Annotated in this window: 17 protein-coding genes and 1 pseudogene; 9 read left to right on the top strand and 9 right to left on the bottom strand. The window is 60.9% G+C overall.

What is annotated here, in order from left to right; translation table 11 throughout:
• The first annotated feature begins 219 nt into the window (after positions 1-219).
• The gene (locus V8J63_RS17415; RefSeq protein ID WP_336464402.1) at positions 220-1,032 is read left to right on the top strand and encodes a class I SAM-dependent methyltransferase; all 813 of its coding nucleotides are present in this window, start codon (positions 220-222) and stop codon (positions 1,030-1,032) included.
• Positions 1,033-1,166: 134 nt separating this feature from the next.
• Here the strand turns inward: V8J63_RS17415 and pcsA are convergent, their stop codons facing one another.
• Positions 1,167-1,889, bottom strand: a complete 723-nt coding sequence (gene pcsA, locus V8J63_RS17410; RefSeq protein ID WP_016775154.1) for a phosphatidylcholine synthase — start codon at positions 1,887-1,889, stop codon at positions 1,167-1,169.
• Positions 1,890-2,298: 409 nt separating this feature from the next.
• On the opposite strand from pcsA, the gene ligD reads away from it, so the two are divergent.
• Entirely contained in the window at positions 2,299-4,923 is a 2,625-nt protein-coding gene (gene ligD, locus V8J63_RS17405) for a DNA ligase D (protein WP_336464401.1), read from the top strand.
• Here the strand turns inward: ligD and V8J63_RS17400 are convergent, their stop codons facing one another.
• Both V8J63_RS17400 and V8J63_RS17395 read right to left on the bottom strand, forming a co-directional pair.
• Positions 4,924-5,325, bottom strand: a complete 402-nt coding sequence (locus tag V8J63_RS17400) for a hypothetical protein (protein WP_336464400.1) — start codon at positions 5,323-5,325, stop codon at positions 4,924-4,926. It lies immediately after the preceding gene.
• 80 nt (positions 5,326-5,405) lie between these two features.
• A complete protein-coding gene (locus V8J63_RS17395) occupies positions 5,406-5,720 on the bottom strand; it encodes a DUF2388 domain-containing protein (protein WP_016775151.1) in 315 nt (104 codons plus the stop codon).
• Between the two features lie 161 nt (positions 5,721-5,881).
• Here V8J63_RS17395 and V8J63_RS17390 point away from each other — a divergent pair, with 161 nt between their 5' ends.
• Entirely contained in the window at positions 5,882-6,535 is a 654-nt protein-coding gene (locus V8J63_RS17390; protein WP_125918705.1) for a DUF2238 domain-containing protein, read from the top strand.
• Positions 6,536-6,539: 4 nt separating this feature from the next.
• On the opposite strand, the gene sodC is transcribed toward V8J63_RS17390, so the two are convergent.
• On the bottom strand, positions 6,540-7,061 hold the full coding sequence (gene sodC, locus V8J63_RS17385) for a superoxide dismutase family protein (protein WP_110600990.1): 522 nt from the start codon (positions 7,059-7,061) through the stop codon (positions 6,540-6,542).
• A 243-nt stretch (positions 7,062-7,304) separates the two neighbouring features.
• Between sodC and V8J63_RS17380 the strand changes: the two genes are divergently transcribed.
• Positions 7,305-8,918 (top strand): methyl-accepting chemotaxis protein, encoded by a 1,614-nt coding sequence (locus V8J63_RS17380; protein ID WP_262140337.1) that lies wholly within the window; start codon positions 7,305-7,307, stop codon positions 8,916-8,918.
• A gap of 92 nt (positions 8,919-9,010) precedes the next feature.
• Here the strand turns inward: V8J63_RS17380 and V8J63_RS17375 are convergent, their stop codons facing one another.
• On the bottom strand, positions 9,011-9,442 hold the full coding sequence (locus V8J63_RS17375) for a nuclear transport factor 2 family protein (protein ID WP_125926925.1): 432 nt from the start codon (positions 9,440-9,442) through the stop codon (positions 9,011-9,013).
• A 529-nt stretch (positions 9,443-9,971) separates the two neighbouring features.
• Between V8J63_RS17375 and mqo the strand changes: the two genes are divergently transcribed.
• Entirely contained in the window at positions 9,972-11,618 is a 1,647-nt protein-coding gene (gene mqo, locus V8J63_RS17370) for a malate dehydrogenase (quinone) (protein ID WP_024013303.1), read from the top strand.
• A gap of 68 nt (positions 11,619-11,686) precedes the next feature.
• Here mqo and V8J63_RS17365 read toward each other — a convergent pair whose 3' ends face one another.
• Entirely contained in the window at positions 11,687-12,115 is a 429-nt protein-coding gene (locus V8J63_RS17365; RefSeq protein WP_336464399.1) for a nuclear transport factor 2 family protein, read from the bottom strand.
• 177 nt (positions 12,116-12,292) lie between these two features.
• On the opposite strand from V8J63_RS17365, the gene V8J63_RS17360 reads away from it, so the two are divergent.
• Positions 12,293-12,460: a hypothetical protein gene (locus V8J63_RS17360; RefSeq protein WP_024013301.1), complete on the top strand. Its 168-nt coding sequence runs from the start codon at positions 12,293-12,295 to the stop codon at positions 12,458-12,460.
• A gap of 96 nt (positions 12,461-12,556) precedes the next feature.
• Positions 12,557-13,360, top strand: coding sequence for an OBAP family protein (locus V8J63_RS17355; protein WP_038861835.1), 804 nt, complete (start codon positions 12,557-12,559; stop codon positions 13,358-13,360).
• A 1-nt stretch (position 13,361) separates the two neighbouring features.
• On the opposite strand, the gene V8J63_RS17350 is transcribed toward V8J63_RS17355, so the two are convergent.
• Positions 13,362-14,228 (bottom strand): CAP domain-containing protein, encoded by an 867-nt coding sequence (locus V8J63_RS17350; protein ID WP_336464398.1) that lies wholly within the window; start codon positions 14,226-14,228, stop codon positions 13,362-13,364.
• A gap of 251 nt (positions 14,229-14,479) precedes the next feature.
• Complete coding sequence (locus V8J63_RS17345) at positions 14,480-15,250, bottom strand: alpha/beta hydrolase (RefSeq protein ID WP_336464397.1); 771 nt, start codon at positions 15,248-15,250, stop codon at positions 14,480-14,482.
• A gap of 111 nt (positions 15,251-15,361) precedes the next feature.
• Between V8J63_RS17345 and V8J63_RS17340 the strand changes: the two genes are divergently transcribed.
• Complete coding sequence (locus V8J63_RS17340) at positions 15,362-16,321, top strand: aldo/keto reductase (RefSeq protein ID WP_336464396.1); 960 nt, start codon at positions 15,362-15,364, stop codon at positions 16,319-16,321.
• A gap of 6 nt (positions 16,322-16,327) precedes the next feature.
• Here V8J63_RS17340 and V8J63_RS17335 read toward each other — a convergent pair whose 3' ends face one another.
• Positions 16,328-17,221, bottom strand: coding sequence for a LysR family transcriptional regulator (locus tag V8J63_RS17335; RefSeq protein WP_336464395.1), 894 nt, complete (start codon positions 17,219-17,221; stop codon positions 16,328-16,330).
• A gap of 96 nt (positions 17,222-17,317) precedes the next feature.
• Between V8J63_RS17335 and V8J63_RS17330 the strand changes: the two are divergent.
• A pseudogene (locus V8J63_RS17330) lies at positions 17,318-17,794 on the top strand ((R)-mandelonitrile lyase).
• Positions 17,795-17,996 lie beyond the last annotated feature (202 nt).

Here is a 17,996-nt window from a genome sequence, read left to right as displayed (position 1 = left end):
TTTGCTTGGGCGAGCCCGCATCAGAAACCAATCCCGCAACGCTGACAATGCGCAAGGTGTATCAGGCGCTTGACAGATTTACGCCGCTCATCGGCAAAGTGCCGGGTTTAGGGGGCTGGCGGACGATTGGCAGGGACGCCGGGCAGCCTCGGCGCGATAGTGAGCAAGCACGGTCCGCGTCGCAGCCTGTGCATTCTCTCTGCCACGGAGCTCGCTGTCATGAGTACCCCGATTGATCTCACTGCCCTGAAGGAACGTCAGAAAGTCGCTTGGGCCAGTGGCGACTACGCCGTGATCGGCACGACTTTGCAGATCGTCGGTGAAAGCCTCGCCGAGGCCTGCGATCTGCGCTGTGATGAACAGGTGCTGGATGTCGCCGCCGGTAACGGCAACGCAACCCTGGCAGCGGCGCGGCGCGGTTGTGTGGTGACCTCGACCGATTACGTCGCGGCATTGCTGGAGCGTGGTCAGGATCGCGCCCGGGCCGAACATCTGGAGGTGATTTTTCAAGTGGCCGATGCCGAGGCTCTGCCTTTTCCCGATGAAAGCTACGACGCCGTGTTGTCGACTTTCGGCGTGATGTTCGCGCCTGACCAGGTCAGCGCCGCTAATGAGCTGGGGCGGGTCTGTCGGCGGGGCGGGCGGATCGGAATGGCCAACTGGACGCCGGAGGGCTTCGTCGGGCAGATGTTCAAGATTCTCGGCCAGCATCTGCCACCGCCCGCGGTTGCTCAGCCGCCATCGAACTGGGGCTCGGATGCGTGGCTGCACAAGCATTTCGATGACCGCGATTTTGTCGTACGCGTGACCCGCAGCCACTTCAATTTCCGCTACCGCTCGGCGGCGCATTTCATTGACATCTTTCGCCACTGGTACGGGCCGGTGCACAAGGCTTTTGCGGTGTTGTCGGCGGAGGCCGGACAGGCGCTGGAGGATGATCTGACAGAGTTGCTCAACCGGTCGAATCGCGGCGGGGAGGCGTCGCTGGTGGTGCCGAGTGAGTATCTGGAGGTGGTGATTACCAAGCGCTAGTCCACATCGGATTTCCTGGTCGATGAAGATCTCTGTGGGAGCGAGCCTGCTCGCGAAAGCGGTGTGCCAGCCAACCTTTATGTTGATGGAACCACCGCATTCGCGAGCAGGCTCGCTCCCACAGGGGGATGTGCTTATTTCAAATGGCTGCGATCAAACCACTCCAGCGCCGTGCGCCAGATGCAGATCCCCAGAAAATAAGCCGACATCAGCAACCACAAGCCCATTACCAGCGGATTGATCACCGGGTGATTGAGCACCAGCGACAGGCTGCACAACAGCCAGATCGCCGTCACCGCGATATTGATCGGCATGAAACGACGCACGCGGAACGGGTGCAGGAACTTCATCCGCGTCACCGTCAGCAATGCCAGACCGATCACGGTGAGAAAGGTGATCCACGGCCCCGGGCCGATGATGTACAGGCACAGCGCAACCACGTTCCAGGCCGCAGGGAAGCCGACAAAATAGTTGTCCTTGCTCTTCATGTTGACGTTGCAGAAGCAGAACAGCGACGACACCAGAATTACCGACACCGTCAGCAACAGGGTGTAATCGGGCAGGGGAATGTAGCGGTAGATAAACAGTGCCGGGATGAATACATAAGTCAGGTAATCGATGACCAGATCAAGGATCGAACCGTCGAAACTCGGCAGCACCGATTGCACATTGACCTTGCGCGCCAGTGCGCCATCGAGGCCGTCGACGATCAGCGCCACGCCCAGCCACATCAGGCAATGAATCGGCTGGTTTTCCAGCAGGGCGAGGGTGGCGAGGAAGGCGGTGACCACGCCAGTCGCGGTAAAACCATGGGCGCCCCATGCTTTGAGCCTGGCGATGTGTACGGTGGATATCACGGGGGCGTTCTCCAGAAAGTGAAGCAAGCCGGGTATCGCCCATCGTCAGAAAGGGCGTCGGCAAACCGGGTCGGGTTGCAGCTATCGACCGGTTTGGCCGGGATAAGGTTCACCACCCATGAATCTTAGCTGGCTCGCGGAAAATTTCTCGGGTGCGATTTCATCGGTGAGCCGGCGTCAGCCCAACGGTGCTGGCGCTATGGCTGCGTCGGTCTATCGTTGCCTGACGCAATCAGGCCGGAAAAGTCTTAGCGTCTGCACTCTGTTTAGCCAGCCCCAGCCAATTACTGGATGTGTCGTTACAAGCCCCGGCCGCTCCATCCGTCCGGGGCTTTTTTACCTCGATTGAATTTTTCCGCCGCCGTGTCGCTCTTCTGCATAACAGAACCCGTCTGCCATCGGTGTGCTCATGAACAGGAACCTCGACGATTACAACCGCATGCGTGATTTTTCCGCGACGTCGGAGCCGGCCGCAGTCAAGCGCTCGGGCCGAAAGTCGGCCAAGGATCATGCCTTGCAGTTCTGCATCCAGAAGCACGACGCTTCGCACCTGCATTACGACTTTCGCCTCGAGCTCGACGGCGCCCTGAAGAGCTGGGCGGTGCCGAAGGGGCCGTCGCTGGACCCGTCGGTCAAGCGTCTGGCGATTCATGTCGAGGATCATCCGCTCGATTACGCGACGTTCGAAGGCAGCATTCCCGAAGGGCATTACGGCGCCGGTGATGTGATCGTCTGGGATCGCGGCGTGTGGATACCGCTGGAGGATCCGCACAAGGCCTATGCCAAGGGCCGACTGAAGTTCGAGCTGCAGGGCGAGAAGCTTGGCGGCGTGTGGAATCTGGTGCGTACGCACATGCCGGGCAAGAAAGAACAATGGTTCCTGATCAAGCATCAGGACAACGCCGCGCGACCGCAGGATGATTTCGACGTGCTGGTCGCCGAGCCCGACAGCGTGCTCAGCGAGCGCACGATTGTTGGCAAATCGGCGGCTGCTGCCGATAAAGCCAAACCGGTAAAAAAGGCCCCGGCCAAGCCGCGCAAGCAGGCGTCCGGGCAGCTTACCGGCGCGCGCAAGGCCAAGTTGCCTGCACTGATCAAGCCGGAACTGGCGACGCTGGTCGACAGCGCACCCGAAGGGCAGTGGAGCTACGAGATCAAGTTCGACGGCTACCGGATCATGGCGCGGATCGATCACGATGAGGTGCAGCTGTTCACCCGCAATGGCCACGACTGGACGCACAAACTCCCGCAGCAGGCCAAGGCACTGGCGGCATTGGGTCTGGAATCGGCATGGCTGGACGGTGAAATGGTCGTGGCCAATGAGCAAGGCGTGCCGGACTTTCAGGCGTTGCAGAATGCCTTCGATGCCGGGCGCAGCGGCAACATTGTTTATTACCTGTTCGACGTGCCGTATCTCAATGGCGTCGACCTGCGCGATGTGCCGGTGGAAGAACGCCGCGCCGCGCTGAGCACCATCCTCGGTGCGCAGAAAGAATCCTCAACGCTGCGCTTCTCCGAAGCCTTCGAAGAAACCCCGGACGCGCTGCTCAACAGCGCCTGCCAGATGCAGATGGAAGGCCTGATCGGCAAACGCCTCGGCTCGCCTTATGTGTCGCGGCGCAGCGGCGACTGGATCAAGCTCAAATGCAAGCATCGCCAGGAATTCGTCATCGTCGGCTACACCGATCCGAAAGGTGCGCGCAGTGCCTTCGGTGCCTTGCTGCTCGGCCTGCACGACCGTGACAGCGGCGAGTTGCGCTATGCCGGCAAGGTCGGCACCGGGTTCAACGAAACCACATTGAAAAGCATCCTCGCCCAACTCAAGCCGTTGCAGACCAAAAGCGCCGCAGTGGTCAATCCGCCCAGCGGTTTCGAGGCAAAAGGTGTGCACTGGCTCAAACCCAAACTGCTGGCCGAAGTGGCATTCGCCGAGATGACCAAGGACGGCTCGGTGCGCCACGCCGTGTTCCATGGTTTGCGCGATGACAAACCGGCCAAGGACATTACCGAGGAGCGAGCGAAGCCTGTGAAAGCTGCCAAGTACGAAAAGAACGAAAAAACCCAAAAGACCAAAACCGCCGACAAGCAGCCGGCAAAGAAAACCGCCGCCAGCAAAAAAGCCGAGACCGCACCGTCGCAATCAGGACTGGCCGGCGGCAAGGTACGCATTACCCACCCGGATCGGGTGATCGACGCCGTCAGCGGCACGACCAAAATGCAACTGGCGCAGTATTACGCCAGTGTCGCCGAATACATCCTGCCGCAACTCAAGGATCGCCCCGTGGCGTTGGTGCGTGCACCGGACGGCATTGCCGGCGAATTGTTCTTCCAAAAGAACGCCGAACGCCTGGCTATCCCGGGGATTACTGCACTAGACAAGGACATCACCGGCCAGCCAGTGATGATGATCAACAATCCCGAAGCGCTGGTCGGCGCGGTGCAGATGAGTACCGTCGAGCTGCACACCTGGAACGCTACAAAGGTGGATCTGGACAAGCCCGATCGTTTCGTCCTCGATCTCGACCCGGATCCGGCGCTGCCATGGAAAAGCATGGTTGAAGCCACCGCGCTGACCCTCACCGTGCTCGATGAGCTGGGCCTCAAAGCCTTCCTGAAAACCAGTGGCGGCAAAGGCATTCACTTGGTGGTGCCGTTGACGCGCAAGCATGGCTGGGACGAAGTGAAGGACTTCAGCCACGCCATCGTCAGCCATATGGCCAAGTTGCTGCCGGATCGTATTTCAGCGGTGTCCGGGCCGAAAAACCGCGTCGGGCGGATCTTCATCGATTACCTGCGCAACGGCCTCGGCGCCACCACCATTTGCGCCTACGCCGCACGCGCGCGGGAAGGCATGCCGGTGTCGGTGCCGCTGTACCGAGAGGAAGTCGCTGAAATCAAGGGCGGTAATCACTGGAACATCTACAACGTTCACGAGCGTCTGACCGAAGTCGGTGATGAGCCTTGGGCGGACATGAAGAAAACCCGTCAGACCATCACCGCCGAGATGCGCAAACGCGTCGGCATGAAAAAGTGATCAGGTGTCGCGCAGCAAGTCGTGGGCGTTGAGCAGTTCGAAGGCGATTTGCGGGTGGTTTTCCAGGCCCTTGCGAATCGCCGCCGGGATCGCCGCGCGAGTCTTGCGACACAGGCCTGGCAGCTCGTCGATCTGAATGGCGATGCCGCGCATGGTGCGGACTTCGTTGAAACCGGGGGCGACGTCGACGCGGATGCCCAACTGCTCGTACATGCGCTGTTGCAGGCGTTTGAGGTCGGCGAGGTCTTTGAGTTGTTCCAGGCGCGCCAGGAGGATTTTTTCCTCTGCGCGAGTCAGGCGCAGGATGCGCGGATCGGCGCCGGGGGTTTCCAGCAACGGATCGCGCCCGCAGATGCAGGCGCCGGGAGGGCAGGGTGAGCGCAAGGGCACGGTGGTCGTCATGGCCTCCATCATAGAGGCCGTCGGACATGTTTGCCTATGCGCACTCAGCGGCCGTCCATCGGCCGCTGCTTCCCTCGTGACTACTGCTGCACGCCTTCGTATTGCACCAGAATGGCGTTGGCCAAGTCTTCATCACTGGCGTTCAAGCCAGGGTTGGCCTGGCGCACCTGTTGCAGTACCGACTCAAGATAAACCCCACGAATGGCCCCGCCGCTGGCGACGAATGCAGACACGTCGTCACGGGCCGGAATCACCATTTTGTCGTCCTTGAAGGTCGAGTAAAGCGACGCGGACACACCGGCCGAAGTGGCGACATCACCCGCGTCAACGCGGGCCAGCGCCGAACCGACCGGCAGGCAAAGCATAAGAGAAGAAATCAGGACTAACTTGCGCATGACGTGTTCCTCCACAAGCGCTAAGCAAAAAGGGAAGGGACTACATAACCTCAGAGGTGAACGGCGCGCGGGAGTTCCGTAGGCCGCAAAAACGTAGCGGCGAGGAACCGGGCAAAACCGGCAAGGGTCTACCGCTTGCCTGTATTGCCGAGAATCGACCCATGCTCGTCAGAGTCAGCGATAACGTTGCCCAACCGGCAGATACGCGGATCGAAGCGCTTTTGCTCGCTGGATTTGTCTGCCTGACCATCGCGCTCGGCCTGTTCCCGCGCAGCCGCGTCGACTGGCTATTGGAAAATGTCCTGGCGTTGGCGCTGGTGTTGACCCTGCTGCTGGCGCATCGGCGTTTTCGCCTGTCGACGCTGTCGCTGGGGATGCTCTTCGCCTTTCTGTGCATTCATGAAGTCGGCGCGCATTACACCTATTCGCGGGTGCCGTACGATCAGTGGGGCACGCTGTTGGCCGGGGTCAGCGTCAACAAAGTTCTTGGCTTGGAACGCAATCACTATGATCGGCTGGTGCACCTTAGCTATGGATTGCTGCTGGTCTGGCCGATTCGCGAAGTGCTGCTGCGTCTGACGCCGTTGCGCGGCGCGTGGCTGGCGCTGTTGACCCTGAATGTTGTGCTGGCGACGTCGGCGTTGTACGAATTGATCGAATGGGTCGGCGGCGCTTACCTGGGCGACGACACTGGCCAGGCCTTCGTCGGTGCGCAGAATGATCCTTGGGATTCGCAGAAGGACATGGCCCTGGCGCTGTTCGGCGCCGGGCTGTCCTTGCTGGTATTGACGCGCTGGCGCCGAGCGCCGCGGTGAGGGATCAGATCACCCCACAGGCCATGCGATCACCGCCACCGCCCAGTGGCTTGGGCATGTCGGAATGGTTATCGCCGCCGGCGTGAATCATCAGGGCGTGGCCCTTGATCTCGGCGATCTTCTTCAGGCGCGGCGCCAGCACCGGGTAGTTGGCGACACCATCAGCCATCACATATACCGCCGGCAGATCGCCCAGATGCCCGTTGGCGTAAGGGCCAAGGTGCTTGCCGGTTTTCGCCGGATCGAAGTGTCCGCCAGCGGCCAGTGCTGCGCCTTTGACGCCATCCTTGGTGCCCGCTTCGCAGCTGCCGTTTTCATGGACATGGAAGCCGTGGATGCCGGCCGGCAACGATTTCAGGTCGGGGGTGAACAGCAGGCCATAAGGCGTCTCGCTGACGGTGACCGAGCCGATCGCCTGCGGCGCGCCGTCGGCGCTGACCAGGTTGATCGCGACTTTCTCCGTTGCCGCTTGTGCGGTGCCGATTGCCAGCGTGCCGAGCAGACCAAACCACAGTGCGCGTTTCATAAGCGTTTCCTTCAGCTGCATGAATGTTCGAAGCCATGGATTGATAGCCTGCCGGGGTTAACCGGCGATGAAGGCATTATCCAGCGGCGCTGCAAGGTGTGACCGGGTTCGCGTTTGAAAAGTTTTGCCGGATTTAAGTCGCCGCTGACATCAGCCGATACGCTCTGTGTCGGCAGTTCCCTGCACATAGGCTTAACTGAAATCCGACAAGCGCAATCCAGCGTGCCCACGGGAGATTCCACGGTGTCGATCAAACTGCGTTTGGTGTTGCTGATTGCGACCAGCCTGCTGACGGCGCTGATCGTGAGTCTGGTCAGTTACGTCGGCAACCTGCGGATGGCCACGGCGGTCGGCGATAACACGGTGAGCATGAGCGCGCTGCGCAATCACATGGAAGCGGACATGATGCACGACGCCCTGCGCGCCGATGTCTATTCGGCGATGCTGGTCGGCCTGGGCAAAAGCACCGCCACCGCCACCGACGTGCGCGATTCGCTCACCGAGCACGCCGGGCATTTTCGTGAAGTGCTGGATGACAACCTCAAGCTGCCGATCAACCCGGCATTGCGCACGGCGCTGGAGCAGATCAAGCCGAGCCTCGATACCTACATCAAATCCGCCGAGCAGATCGTCGGCGTGGCGCTGGACAATCCGGATGCCGCCCAACAGCAGCTCGGCACGTTCAATAGCGCCTTTACTCAGCTCGAAGAGCAGATGGGCGCGCTCAGCGAACTGATCGAAAACAACACCCTGCACACCAGCGAAGGTACCGAAGCGGCCATCCGCCACGCCAATCTTGCGCTGGCAGTGGTGCTGGTCGTCAGTCTGTTGCTGCTGCTGATTCAGGGGCGCTGGGTGATCCTGAGTATCATGGGGCCGCTCAAATCCGCCAGCCGCATCGCCGAAAGCATTGCCCATGGCAATCTCAGCGAACCGATTGTCGAGCCCGCCGGCAAGGACGAAGCCAGCGTTTTGATCCGTACATTGGCGACCATGCAGCGTGATCTGCGCAACATGATCGACGTGGTCCGGCGCAACGCTCACGGCGTCAGTGGCATGAGCGAGCAGCTCAGCCACGGCTGCCATCAGGTCGCCGACAGCAGCCAGCAGCAAAGCGTCGCCGCCGGCACCATGGCCGCTGCCGCCAGCCAGATGACCGCCAGTATCGAAGAAATCACCCGCCACGCCGAACGTGCCCTGAGCATGGCCAATCAGGCCGAAAATCTGGCCAAAGAGGGTGGCGGGGTGATTCACCAAGTGGTCAGCGACATGGACGACATCGCCCGCTCGGCACAGCAGTCGGCGCAAGTGATCCGCACGCTGGATCAGGAATCCGAGGCAATCTTCAACATCATTCAGGTGATCAAGAGCATCGCCGACCAGACCAACCTGCTGGCGCTCAACGCGGCGATCGAGGCAGCGCGGGCGGGTGAACAGGGCCGTGGCTTTGCCGTGGTCGCCGATGAAGTGCGCAGTCTGGCCGCACGCACCAGCGCCTCGACCCAGGAAATCGCCGCCATGGTCGCGCGCATCCAGAACAGCACGCGCGAGGCGGTCAGCAGCATGGAGGCGGGCGTGGCGCAGGTCGACAAGGGCATGGCGGTGACGGCGGAAGTCGAGCGGGCGATTCGCGAGATCCTCGACGCCACGCTGAACACCACGCAACTGGTCAACGACATCACCCGCACGATTGGCGAACAGAGCCAGGCCAGTAACGAGATCGCCCATCAGGTGGAAATGATTGCGGGAATGAGCGAGGGCAATAGCCGGGTGATCGGGCAGACGGCGACGACTACGGATGAGTTGTCGAATCTGGCGGGGCAGTTGGCGCGGTCGGTGGATCGGTTTCGGTTGTGATGTTGAGGTAGACCAGCGGGTTTTCCATTGCCTGAGCCTGCTCGCGAATAGGCCAGCTCGGGCAACACTGAATCAGGCCAATGTGCCCTCAATCAAAACCTGAACGCCTGCCGCCCAACCAACAACCATTTCCCACCCTGTTTCTGCCAGATCTGGAAATTCTCGATCTCGGTCGGAATCACCTCGGTCCCTTTCAACGCCTGTGCGGAGAAGTGGTGGCGCACTAATGCGGTATCGCCGGACATCGTGATGGTCTGCTTTTGCATCTCCAGGGTCTTGAATGCGCTGCGGCCGGTTTCGATGTCGGCGATGAATTCCTGCTTGTTCTGAATCTTGCCGCTGGAGTGGCCGTAGGTCAGGTTCGGCGCGGTCAGAGCGTTCAACTCGGCGATGTCTTTGTGCAGCATCGCCTGAGTCAGGTGATCAACTGCTTGGGCAACGTCCTTTTCCGCTGGGGCAGGGGCGGCCATGGCACAGGCGCTGAAGGCGCAGAATAAACCGATGAGGAGGCGGGATTTGGTCATGTTGTTTCCTTGTTGTTATTGGGTAGGGATGACTGGCTAGGTTCGTCAGTCATCGTACAACGTAGCAGGTTATTTTCTCCATGAACAACGAGCGGTTGGCACTGATTTATCAAGTTGCGATGCGCATCGCGCAAAAAACTTTGCAGGCCAATGCCTGATCGCAGTCATGTTTGATCGCCCATGGCCGATAAGCCCCTGAGCGGAAAAAGACTTTCAAGTCGGGAACAGACGCGCGGGTTCGCCCTGACGTGATATTCTCCGCGCCAAATTTGCTTTGACTTAATTCGGTTGGCTGGCCTTTCGGGCGGGCCGACGGGATCCCTGTCGCTCAAGCAGCTGAAGCCAATAACGATAAGAAGTCAGTTCAGAAGGGACATTAACTGAGGTCGATGCCACATGTCGGCCTTGTGTGCCCACCCGTCAATATTGAAGTGTGCCGGATTGCGCGACGCCAGCCTGAGCGTCAGCAAAGCGCAACGCAGACTGATAACAACGACGGGCGGAAGGCGTTTTATCATAGGTGCAACAGATGTTTAAGAAAGTGAACACAGCCTTGCTCGGTCTGGCTTTGGCGATGGGGATGTCGTCTGCCAATGCTGCCGAAGCCAAGAAAGTTGACGTCCTGCTGATCGGCGGCGGCATCATGAGCACCACCCTGGGTGTGTGGATCAATGAGCTGGAACCGACCTGGTCGATGGAAATGGTCGAGCGTCTCGATGGCGTCGCCCTGGAAAGCTCCAACGGCTGGAACAACGCCGGTACCGGTCACTCGGCCCTCGCCGAGCTGAACTACACCCCGGAAGACGACAAGGGCAACGTAACGATCCCGAAAGCTGTCGAGATCAACGAAGCGTTCCAGGTTTCCCGTCAATTCTGGGCCTGGCAGGTTCAGCAGGGCGTGCTGAAGAACCCTCGCTCGTTCATCAACACCACACCGCACATGAGCTTCGTGTGGGGCGATGACAACATCAAGTTCCTGAAAAAGCGCTACGAAGCCCTGCAGGCGAGCCCGCTGTTCGCCGGCATGCAGTACTCCGAAGACCCGGCGGTGATCAAGAAGTGGGTACCGCTGATGATGGAAGGGCGTGACCCGAACCAGAAAATCGCGGCCACCTGGAGCCCGCTGGGTACGGACATGAACTTCGGCGAAATCACCCGCCAGTTCGCCGCTCACCTGCAAACCAAACCCAACTTCGATCTGAAGCTGTCGAGCGAAGTCGAAGACATCACCAAGAACGCCGACGGCACCTGGCGTGTGAGCTACAAAAACCTCAAGGACGGCAGCAAGACCGAAACCGACGCCAAGTTCGTGTTCATCGGCGCTGGCGGCGGTGCCCTGCACCTGCTGCAGAAGTCGGGCATTCCGGAAGCCAAGGAATACGCAGGCTTCCCGGTTGGCGGTTCGTTCCTGGTGACCGAGAACCCGACGATTGCCGAGCAACACCTGGCCAAGGCCTACGGCAAGGCTTCGGTTGGCGCGCCACCGATGTCGGTTCCGCACCTGGACACCCGTGTTCTGGATGGCAAGCGCGTCATTCTGTTTGGCCCGTTCGCGACCTTCAGCACCAAGTTCCTCAAGGAAGGTTCGTACTTCGACCTGCTGACCAGCACCACCACCCACAACATCTGGCCAATGACCAAGGTCGGCATCAAGGAATACCCGCTGGTCGAGTACCTTGCCGGTCAGTTGATGCTGTCGGATGAAGACCGTCTGAACGCGCTGAAGGAGTACTTCCCGAACGCCAAAGCCGAAGACTGGCGTCTGTGGCAAGCCGGCCAGCGCGTGCAGATCATCAAGCGTGATGAAGCCGCTGGTGGCGTGCTGAAGCTGGGCACCGAGATCGTTGCTTCGCAAGACGGCTCGATCGCCGGCCTGCTGGGCGCATCGCCGGGCGCGTCGACCGCTGCACCGATCATGCTGAGCGTGCTGCAGAAAGTCTTCAAAGACAAAGTCGCATCCCCTGAGTGGCAGACCAAGCTGCACCAGATCGTGCCGAGCTACGGCACCCAGCTGAACAGCGATCCGGCCAAAGTGGCTGCCGAGTGGGCTTACACCGCGAAAATCCTCGAACTGCCGACGCCTCCAGCGATCGGTCAGGTAGCTGCTCCGGCGGCACCTGCGGCTGACAAAGCCGTAGCGCCGAAGGAAAACGCTGCACGTGACATGGCTCTGTAAGCAGAACCCTGACACACAAAACCCACTGAACCGGCGACGGTCAGTGGGTTTTTTTATGCAGGGCGGATTCAGGCTTTTGCGGACGCGAGATAGGCACCGAGGCGCCGACCCATTTCTTCGCCCAGTGCCTGCAACCCGCTCAGCGGCCGCACCATCACTTCGAACTCGACGATCTTGCCGTGCTCATCGAAGCGAATCATGTCGATGCCTTTCAACTCCTTCGCACCAACCCTGGCGCTGAATTCGAGAATCACATTCAGGCCATCCGCCGTCGCCAACTCGCGGTGATAGGCGAAATCTTCGAAGACTTCGAACACGGTGTTGAGGATCATCGCCACCACCGGCGCGCCGGGGTAGGGCGTGTGGGCCATGGGCGAGCGGAACACAGCTTGCGGATCGAGCAGTTCGGGCAGGGCTTTGAGATTGCCGCTGCGGATCATCTCGTGCCAGCTCTCGAGGGACGCGGCGACGTTGGGCTGCAAGGCGAGGTCGGGCATGGTCACTCCGGTTTTTTATTGTTGTCGGTCGGCATGACTGTAGATCAACCGCGCCGAAAGTGGATCCTCAAGTCTCAGCCTGAATACCGCTTCATGCCCGAAGCGGATCAGATGCGCATCTGATCCGTATTTTTCTGTTTCATCTGCCTCTGTATTCAGTACAGCCACAGGCTCAGAATGCCCCGGCAGTGTGGCCAATCACCCTCCGACCTCATCCCGCAGCGTCCGGTGCACCGCACACCCAGCCTCAAGGAGCGCAACATGTACAAGATGGCGATTTTTCTCGGCGGCTTTCTGACCTTGACCATTCTGATCGGCGTGCTGGCGACGATCTCTCCAGTCTGATCCGCACGCAGCTTTTTCGAACTCTGCCGATCTCCTGCTTTCAGTTGCAGAACAGGGCCAGCACGCGCCCGTCACTGAAAGTTCGAGGAGTGAAACATGCGTACGACAACCTCACAGGGACGTTGGGTTCCTATCGGTTTGATGGTCGCCGCATTGACCGGTTGCGCCATGAGCAACACCGATTCGCCGGTGCAGACACCCGGCCAGGCCAAGGCGTCCGACACGGAAATGCTCGAAGTCGGCGCACAGTGGTTGCAGGACAAACCGCCGATCCGCGCGTTGAACATGTACCTCGATGGTTTCCATTTTTACAACGGTCATCCCGGCGCGCAGATGGAAGCGCACCACTACTGCTCGGCGCTCAACGAAGAAGTGTTCCAGTGTGTGATCTACGACGGCAACACCGCTGAAGCCAAGCTGATGGGCGTCGAATACATCATCAGCCAGCGCCTGTTCACGCAATTGCCGGCAAAAGAGAAAGCCTTGTGGCACAGCCACGCTCACGAAGTCAGTTCTGGCCAGTTGGTCGCGCCGGGCATCCCGCAAGTGGCAGAAACGCGCTTGATGGAAAAACTCGCCAATACCTACGGCAAGACCTGGCACACCTGGCACACCGATCAGGACAAGCAACTGCCGCTGGGCGTGCCGCAGCTGATGATGGGCTTTACCGCTGACGGTCAGGCCGATGCGCAAATGATCCGCCAGCGCGATCGGCGTCTTGGCATTGATAGCGCCGAAAAGAAAAAGGCCCGCGCCGAGATCAAACCGGCGCCTGTCGCAACGGGGGCTGATGCGTGGCAGAAGGGTAATGTCATCCAGCTCAACGACCCGACCGGCCATCAACACGTCATGCCGCGCCCGGCCACGCCAAGCGATGAGAATGCCCGGAGTCAGCCGTGATTTACGGCGCGCCGAACAGCATCGTCCAGTAAACGCCGTCGTCGCTGCGCGCTTCGCTGGCGAAGCCGGCGCCGACCTGAGTGAACATCGGGTTCATCAGGTTGGCGCAGTGGCCCGGGCTGGCCAGCCAGCCGGCCATGGCTTTGCCTGGTGAGCTTTGCCCGGCAGCGATATTTTCCCCGACCTGGCGGCCGCGATAACCGGCAGCACGGGCGCGGTCGGCCGGCATGTCACCGTCGGGATCGCGGTGGGCGAAATAATTGCCGTAAGCCATGGCTTTGCTGTGGCCCTGAGCCGCTGCGCCGAGGGCGGCATTCCAGCTCAATGGCCGCGCGGCGGCAAAGCGCTGGCGGCCGCACATACGCGGCCGGGCGCGGGCAGCGTTGACCTCGGCGAGCAGCGCCTTGCCGACGCTGCGGTTGTCACCGACGCGGCTGTCGAGCACCGGTTGCGCCAGCACCACCTGCCATTGATTGCGCGAATGGCTGATGCCGATCTCGGCGTAGTTCGCATCCAGCAAGGCGCCGCAATAATCGCTCTGCAACTGATCGAAGGCCTCGTCGGCGTCTTCGGCTCCGATAATGCGGATGCTGCGCACCGTGATTGCTGAATAGCCGGAAGACTTCAACGCCTCGCGCATGCCGCCGCCGTAGCGATAGCCGATCGGCAAGGCCAGATTCGATTTCAAAGCCAAAGGCGCCAGACGCTGCGCAGGGCGGCGGTCGCAGCGCTGCGGATGGGCGCGGTAATCATTGATCGCGGCCACCAGTTCGCGCTCCGCACCGGCGTGGGCGGATTCAGTGAAAAAGGGGAACAGGCTCAGCAGGCACAGCGAAACGAAGCGAGACGAACGAACGGCGTGGCGCATGGGACGGACAGCTCTGAAAGGGGACAGCGCTAGAGTGAGGGAGCCGTGTGTGGCGGCGCGGATAGGACTGGGTTTTTTGGACTTGGTTCAGTGGCGGCAAATGCAATTGAATTGCTGTTGTTCGAACCGCTGCCTTCGCGAGCAGGCTCGCTCCCACATCGCGCTTACGGCGTACTCGGAACAACTGTGGGAGCGAGCCTGCTCGCGAAGACGCCGCCCCGGTCGACCCCTCTATCACTGGCAAACAACCACTAGCGATTCAACACATCCCCCATCCACCGCAAATACTCCCCCCGCTCGGAAATGGAGTTATGCCCCGAGTCCGGCATCACCTTCAGCGTCGCCACGCCCGCAGGAAAACTCTCGAACAAGCGCTGCGTGCTGCTGCGCCCAATCACGTCGTCATCGCTGGCCGCCAACAGCAACGTCGGCGTGCGGATATGCGCCGCGTACTTGCCCGATTCAAAACGATCCTTGAGCAACCATTTCACCGGCACCCATGGGTATTGCCGTGCGGCGATTTCCTCGAGGCTGTTGAACGGCGTCACCAGAATCAGATTCTGCACCGGCCGCTGACTGGCCAGGCGCACCGCCACCCCCGAACCGAGGCTGCGACCGACCACGGCGACCTGCGGATGAGTGGCATAGACCTGATCGAACAACGCCAGTGCATCTTCGGCGATCGCGGCTTCCGATGGCGAGCCGGTGCTCCCAGCAAAGCCCCGGTAATGAAGGAAATACAGCGCGTAGTCAGGAAACGCCTCAGTGAATTCCGGCAGATTTCGCGATACGTCCTCGGCATTGCCGCCGAAATAAATCAGTGCGCGCGATCCGCTGCGCTCTCGGGTTGTCACCCAGACCTCGGCATCCGGCATCGACAGTTTCATTCGCGAGTCCGCTGTAACCACGGCGGCAGGCTGGGGAAACCAGATCAGCGAGCGCTGAAACACGAACAGCGCGGCGCACAGCATCAGGTACACGGCAATGATGAAAACGACGAGTGACATCAGGGTTCGGGACATTCGGCTACTTTTAACGGGGAGAAAGGTTGGCTGTGGCAGTGTAGTTCAGCGACTGCGCCTGACAGCCGGCGCACACACCGTGCAACAGATCCGCGCAGCAGGAGGACTCGCATGCGCCACACTGAGGGTTACTCACGTCGCCGCTTGCTCACCCTGGCTGCCCAAGCTGCGGCGCTGTTCACCATTGATCGGGCGTTGGCCAGCAGCGTAGCGCCGACCGCCACTGCGCCGCACACGGCAGGAGACCAGACCATGCAGACCCGCGCCATCCCTTCCAGCTCCGAGGCACTGCCCATGGTCGGGTTGGGCACCTATCGCGGTTTCGACGTCGCCCCGGGCGATCCGGTTTACCGGCAATTGCCCGCCGTCCTCGAGGCGCTGTTCAGGAAGGGCGGCACGCTGATCGACAGCTCACCCATGTACGGCCGCGCCGAGCAAACCACCGGTGAACTGCTGTCGATCCACGAACCGCGCTCGCCGGCGTTTCTCGCCACCAAGGTGTGGACGCGCGGGCGCAAAGAGGGCATCGCGCAGATGGAGCAGTCGTTCAGACTGCTGCAAACCGAGCGCATCGACCTGATGCAGACTCACAACCTGCTCGACTGGCAAACCCACTTGCCGACCCTGCGCGAATGGCAGGAGCAGGGGCGGATTCGCTACATCGGCATCACCCATTACACCTCGTCGGCCTATGACGATGTCGAGGCCGTGCTGAAAGCCGAGAAGCTGGATTTTCTGCAAATCAACTACGCCCTCGATGATCGTGCGGTCGAGAAACGCATCCTGCCGCTGTGCCGCGAGCGTGGGGTGGCGGTGATTTGCAATCGGCCGTTTGGCGGCGGCGATCTGCTCGCCCGGCTCAAGGGCAAGCCGCTGCCGGCGTGGGTCTCGGATGTACAGGTCAACAGCTGGCCGCAACTGGCACTGAAATTTCTCCTGGCGCATCCGGCGGTGACCTGTGTGATTCCCGGCACCAGCAATCCGCGCTACATGGCTGACAACGCCGGAGCCGGTTTTGGGCCGATGCTGACCGATGCGCAGCGGCATCAGTTGATTGCGTTGCTGGGCTGAACCGGGTCAACCGCGATAGCGCAACGCCTCCAGCAACAACGCAAACGCTGGCGCTGCCTGGCGCCGGCTCGGGTAGTACAGGTGATAACCGGAAAATGTCGGGCACCAGTCTCCCAGCACCTGGACCAGGCGACCGTCCGCCAGAAAGGGCGCGACGACGTTTTCCGGGATGTAGCTCAGCCCGAAACCGTCCAGTGCGGCGTCGAGCAATGGGTACACACCATTCAGGGTGACCTGGCCGGAGACGCGCACCTTCAGGCTTTCACCGTCCTTTTCGAACTCCCACGAATACAGCCCGCCATTGGTTGGCAGGCGCAGGTTGTTACAGGCGTGGTCGGTCAGGTCGCGCGGGGTTTGCGGCGGATCGCGCCGGGCGAAATAGGCGGGGGAGCCGACTACGGCCATGCGCATGTCTGGACCGATACGGGTGGCGATCATGCCTTGGGCGACGTCTACGCCCAGGCGCACACCGGCATCGAAGCCCTGGCCGGCGATGTCGACGAAACCATAGTCACAGCAAACCTCGACGGACACATCCGGGTACTGCGGCAGGAAATCCTGCAACACCGGACGCAGGATCCAGTTCAGCGAATGGTCGGTGGCGCTGATGCGGATCTTGCCCGCCGGGGTTTCACGCAGGTTGCTCAGGGCGGCCAGTTCCACCTCGATTTCCTCGAAGCGCGGGCCGATGGTTTGCAGCAAATGTTCGCCGGCCTCGGTCGGCGAAACGCTGCGTGTGGTGCGGGTCAGCAGGCGCAGGCCGAGTCGCGCCTCGAGACTGCGAATGGTGTGGCTGAGCGCCGATTGCGACACGCCGAGTTTGGCCGCAGCCTTGGTGAAACTGCGTTCACGGGCGACGGCGAGAAAGGCGAGCAGGTCGGTGGCGTTTTCCCGAAGCATTGATGATTGTCCTGCATAAGTTTTTTCGGATTCTAGTCGATTATCCAAAGAGTGCGGATCGCTACAGTGGTTGCATCATTTATTGGAGGAAACGCCATGAACCCGATTGCTGCTTCCGCACTGACGCTCTCGCTGCTGGCTGGTGAGGTGCAGGCCACTGAAAATCCGCGTGTCACGGTCACACCGAATGGCTCGCAACCGTCGGCCAAAGGCCCTGCTGACTGGTTTACCGGCACGGTGCGGGTGGATGCGCCGTTCAAAGGCACCGATGAGGCGCGGATCAGCGGCGCGACCGTGACGTTCGAGCCGGGCGCGCGCACTGCATGGCATACCCATCCGCTGGGGCAGACATTGATCGTCACCTCGGGGGCAGGCTTGGTGCAGGAGTGGGGCCAGTCGGTTCGTGAAATCCGCCCGGGCGATACCGTGTGGATTGCCCCGGGCGCCAAACATTGACACGGGGCAGCACCGACGACGGCGATGAGTCATATCGCGATTGCCGAAGTGCTGGATGGCAAGGTGGTGGACTGGATGGAGCAGGTCAGTGATGAGCAATATCCAAAGATCGAGTGAAACCGCGCCCCTCACCCCAGCCCTCTCCCGAGGGAGAGGGAGCCGATTGGGGGATGCTCGAGACGTTCGGCATTCTGCAAGCGTGGTGGTGAATCCACTCGACCCCTAGCACCCCATGCAGGTGCGCTAACAGCATGCGACTCACCCCAGGCGTCTCCCGGGGGAGTGGGAGCCGACCGAGGTGTCTTGCGATGTGCATCGA

The sequence above is a fragment of the Pseudomonas sp. CCNWLW23 genome (genome assembly GCF_037095675.1).
In the GTDB taxonomy this organism is placed as follows: Bacteria; Pseudomonadota; Gammaproteobacteria; order Pseudomonadales; family Pseudomonadaceae; genus Aquipseudomonas; species Aquipseudomonas atacamensis.
The sequence above is the reverse complement of the archived record's forward strand: the minus strand, read 5'-3'. Positions and strand labels throughout refer to the sequence as shown.

Coding starts and splice junctions, on each gene's coding strand:
- V8J63_RS17340 (WP_336464396.1), top strand. CDS start 15,362: ATGCGCCACACTGAGGGTTACTCACGTCGCCGCTTGCTCACCCTGGCT.
- sodC (WP_110600990.1), bottom strand. CDS start 7,061: ATGAAACGCGCACTGTGGTTTGGTCTGCTCGGCACGCTGGCAATCGGC.
- V8J63_RS17345 (WP_336464397.1), bottom strand. CDS start 15,250: ATGTCCCGAACCCTGATGTCACTCGTCGTTTTCATCATTGCCGTGTAC.
- V8J63_RS17360 (WP_024013301.1), top strand. CDS start 12,293: ATGCCCCGGCAGTGTGGCCAATCACCCTCCGACCTCATCCCGCAGCGT.
- V8J63_RS17350 (WP_336464398.1), bottom strand. CDS start 14,228: ATGCGCCACGCCGTTCGTTCGTCTCGCTTCGTTTCGCTGTGCCTGCTG.
- V8J63_RS17355 (WP_038861835.1), top strand. CDS start 12,557: ATGCGTACGACAACCTCACAGGGACGTTGGGTTCCTATCGGTTTGATG.
- V8J63_RS17395 (WP_016775151.1), bottom strand. CDS start 5,720: ATGCGCAAGTTAGTCCTGATTTCTTCTCTTATGCTTTGCCTGCCGGTC.
- V8J63_RS17375 (WP_125926925.1), bottom strand. CDS start 9,442: ATGACCAAATCCCGCCTCCTCATCGGTTTATTCTGCGCCTTCAGCGCC.
- V8J63_RS17415 (WP_336464402.1), top strand. CDS start 220: ATGAGTACCCCGATTGATCTCACTGCCCTGAAGGAACGTCAGAAAGTC.
- ligD (WP_336464401.1), top strand. CDS start 2,299: ATGAACAGGAACCTCGACGATTACAACCGCATGCGTGATTTTTCCGCG.
- mqo (WP_024013303.1), top strand. CDS start 9,972: ATGTTTAAGAAAGTGAACACAGCCTTGCTCGGTCTGGCTTTGGCGATG.
- V8J63_RS17390 (WP_125918705.1), top strand. CDS start 5,882: ATGCTCGTCAGAGTCAGCGATAACGTTGCCCAACCGGCAGATACGCGG.
- V8J63_RS17335 (WP_336464395.1), bottom strand. CDS start 17,221: ATGCTTCGGGAAAACGCCACCGACCTGCTCGCCTTTCTCGCCGTCGCC.
- V8J63_RS17400 (WP_336464400.1), bottom strand. CDS start 5,325: ATGACGACCACCGTGCCCTTGCGCTCACCCTGCCCTCCCGGCGCCTGC.
- V8J63_RS17365 (WP_336464399.1), bottom strand. CDS start 12,115: ATGCCCGACCTCGCCTTGCAGCCCAACGTCGCCGCGTCCCTCGAGAGC.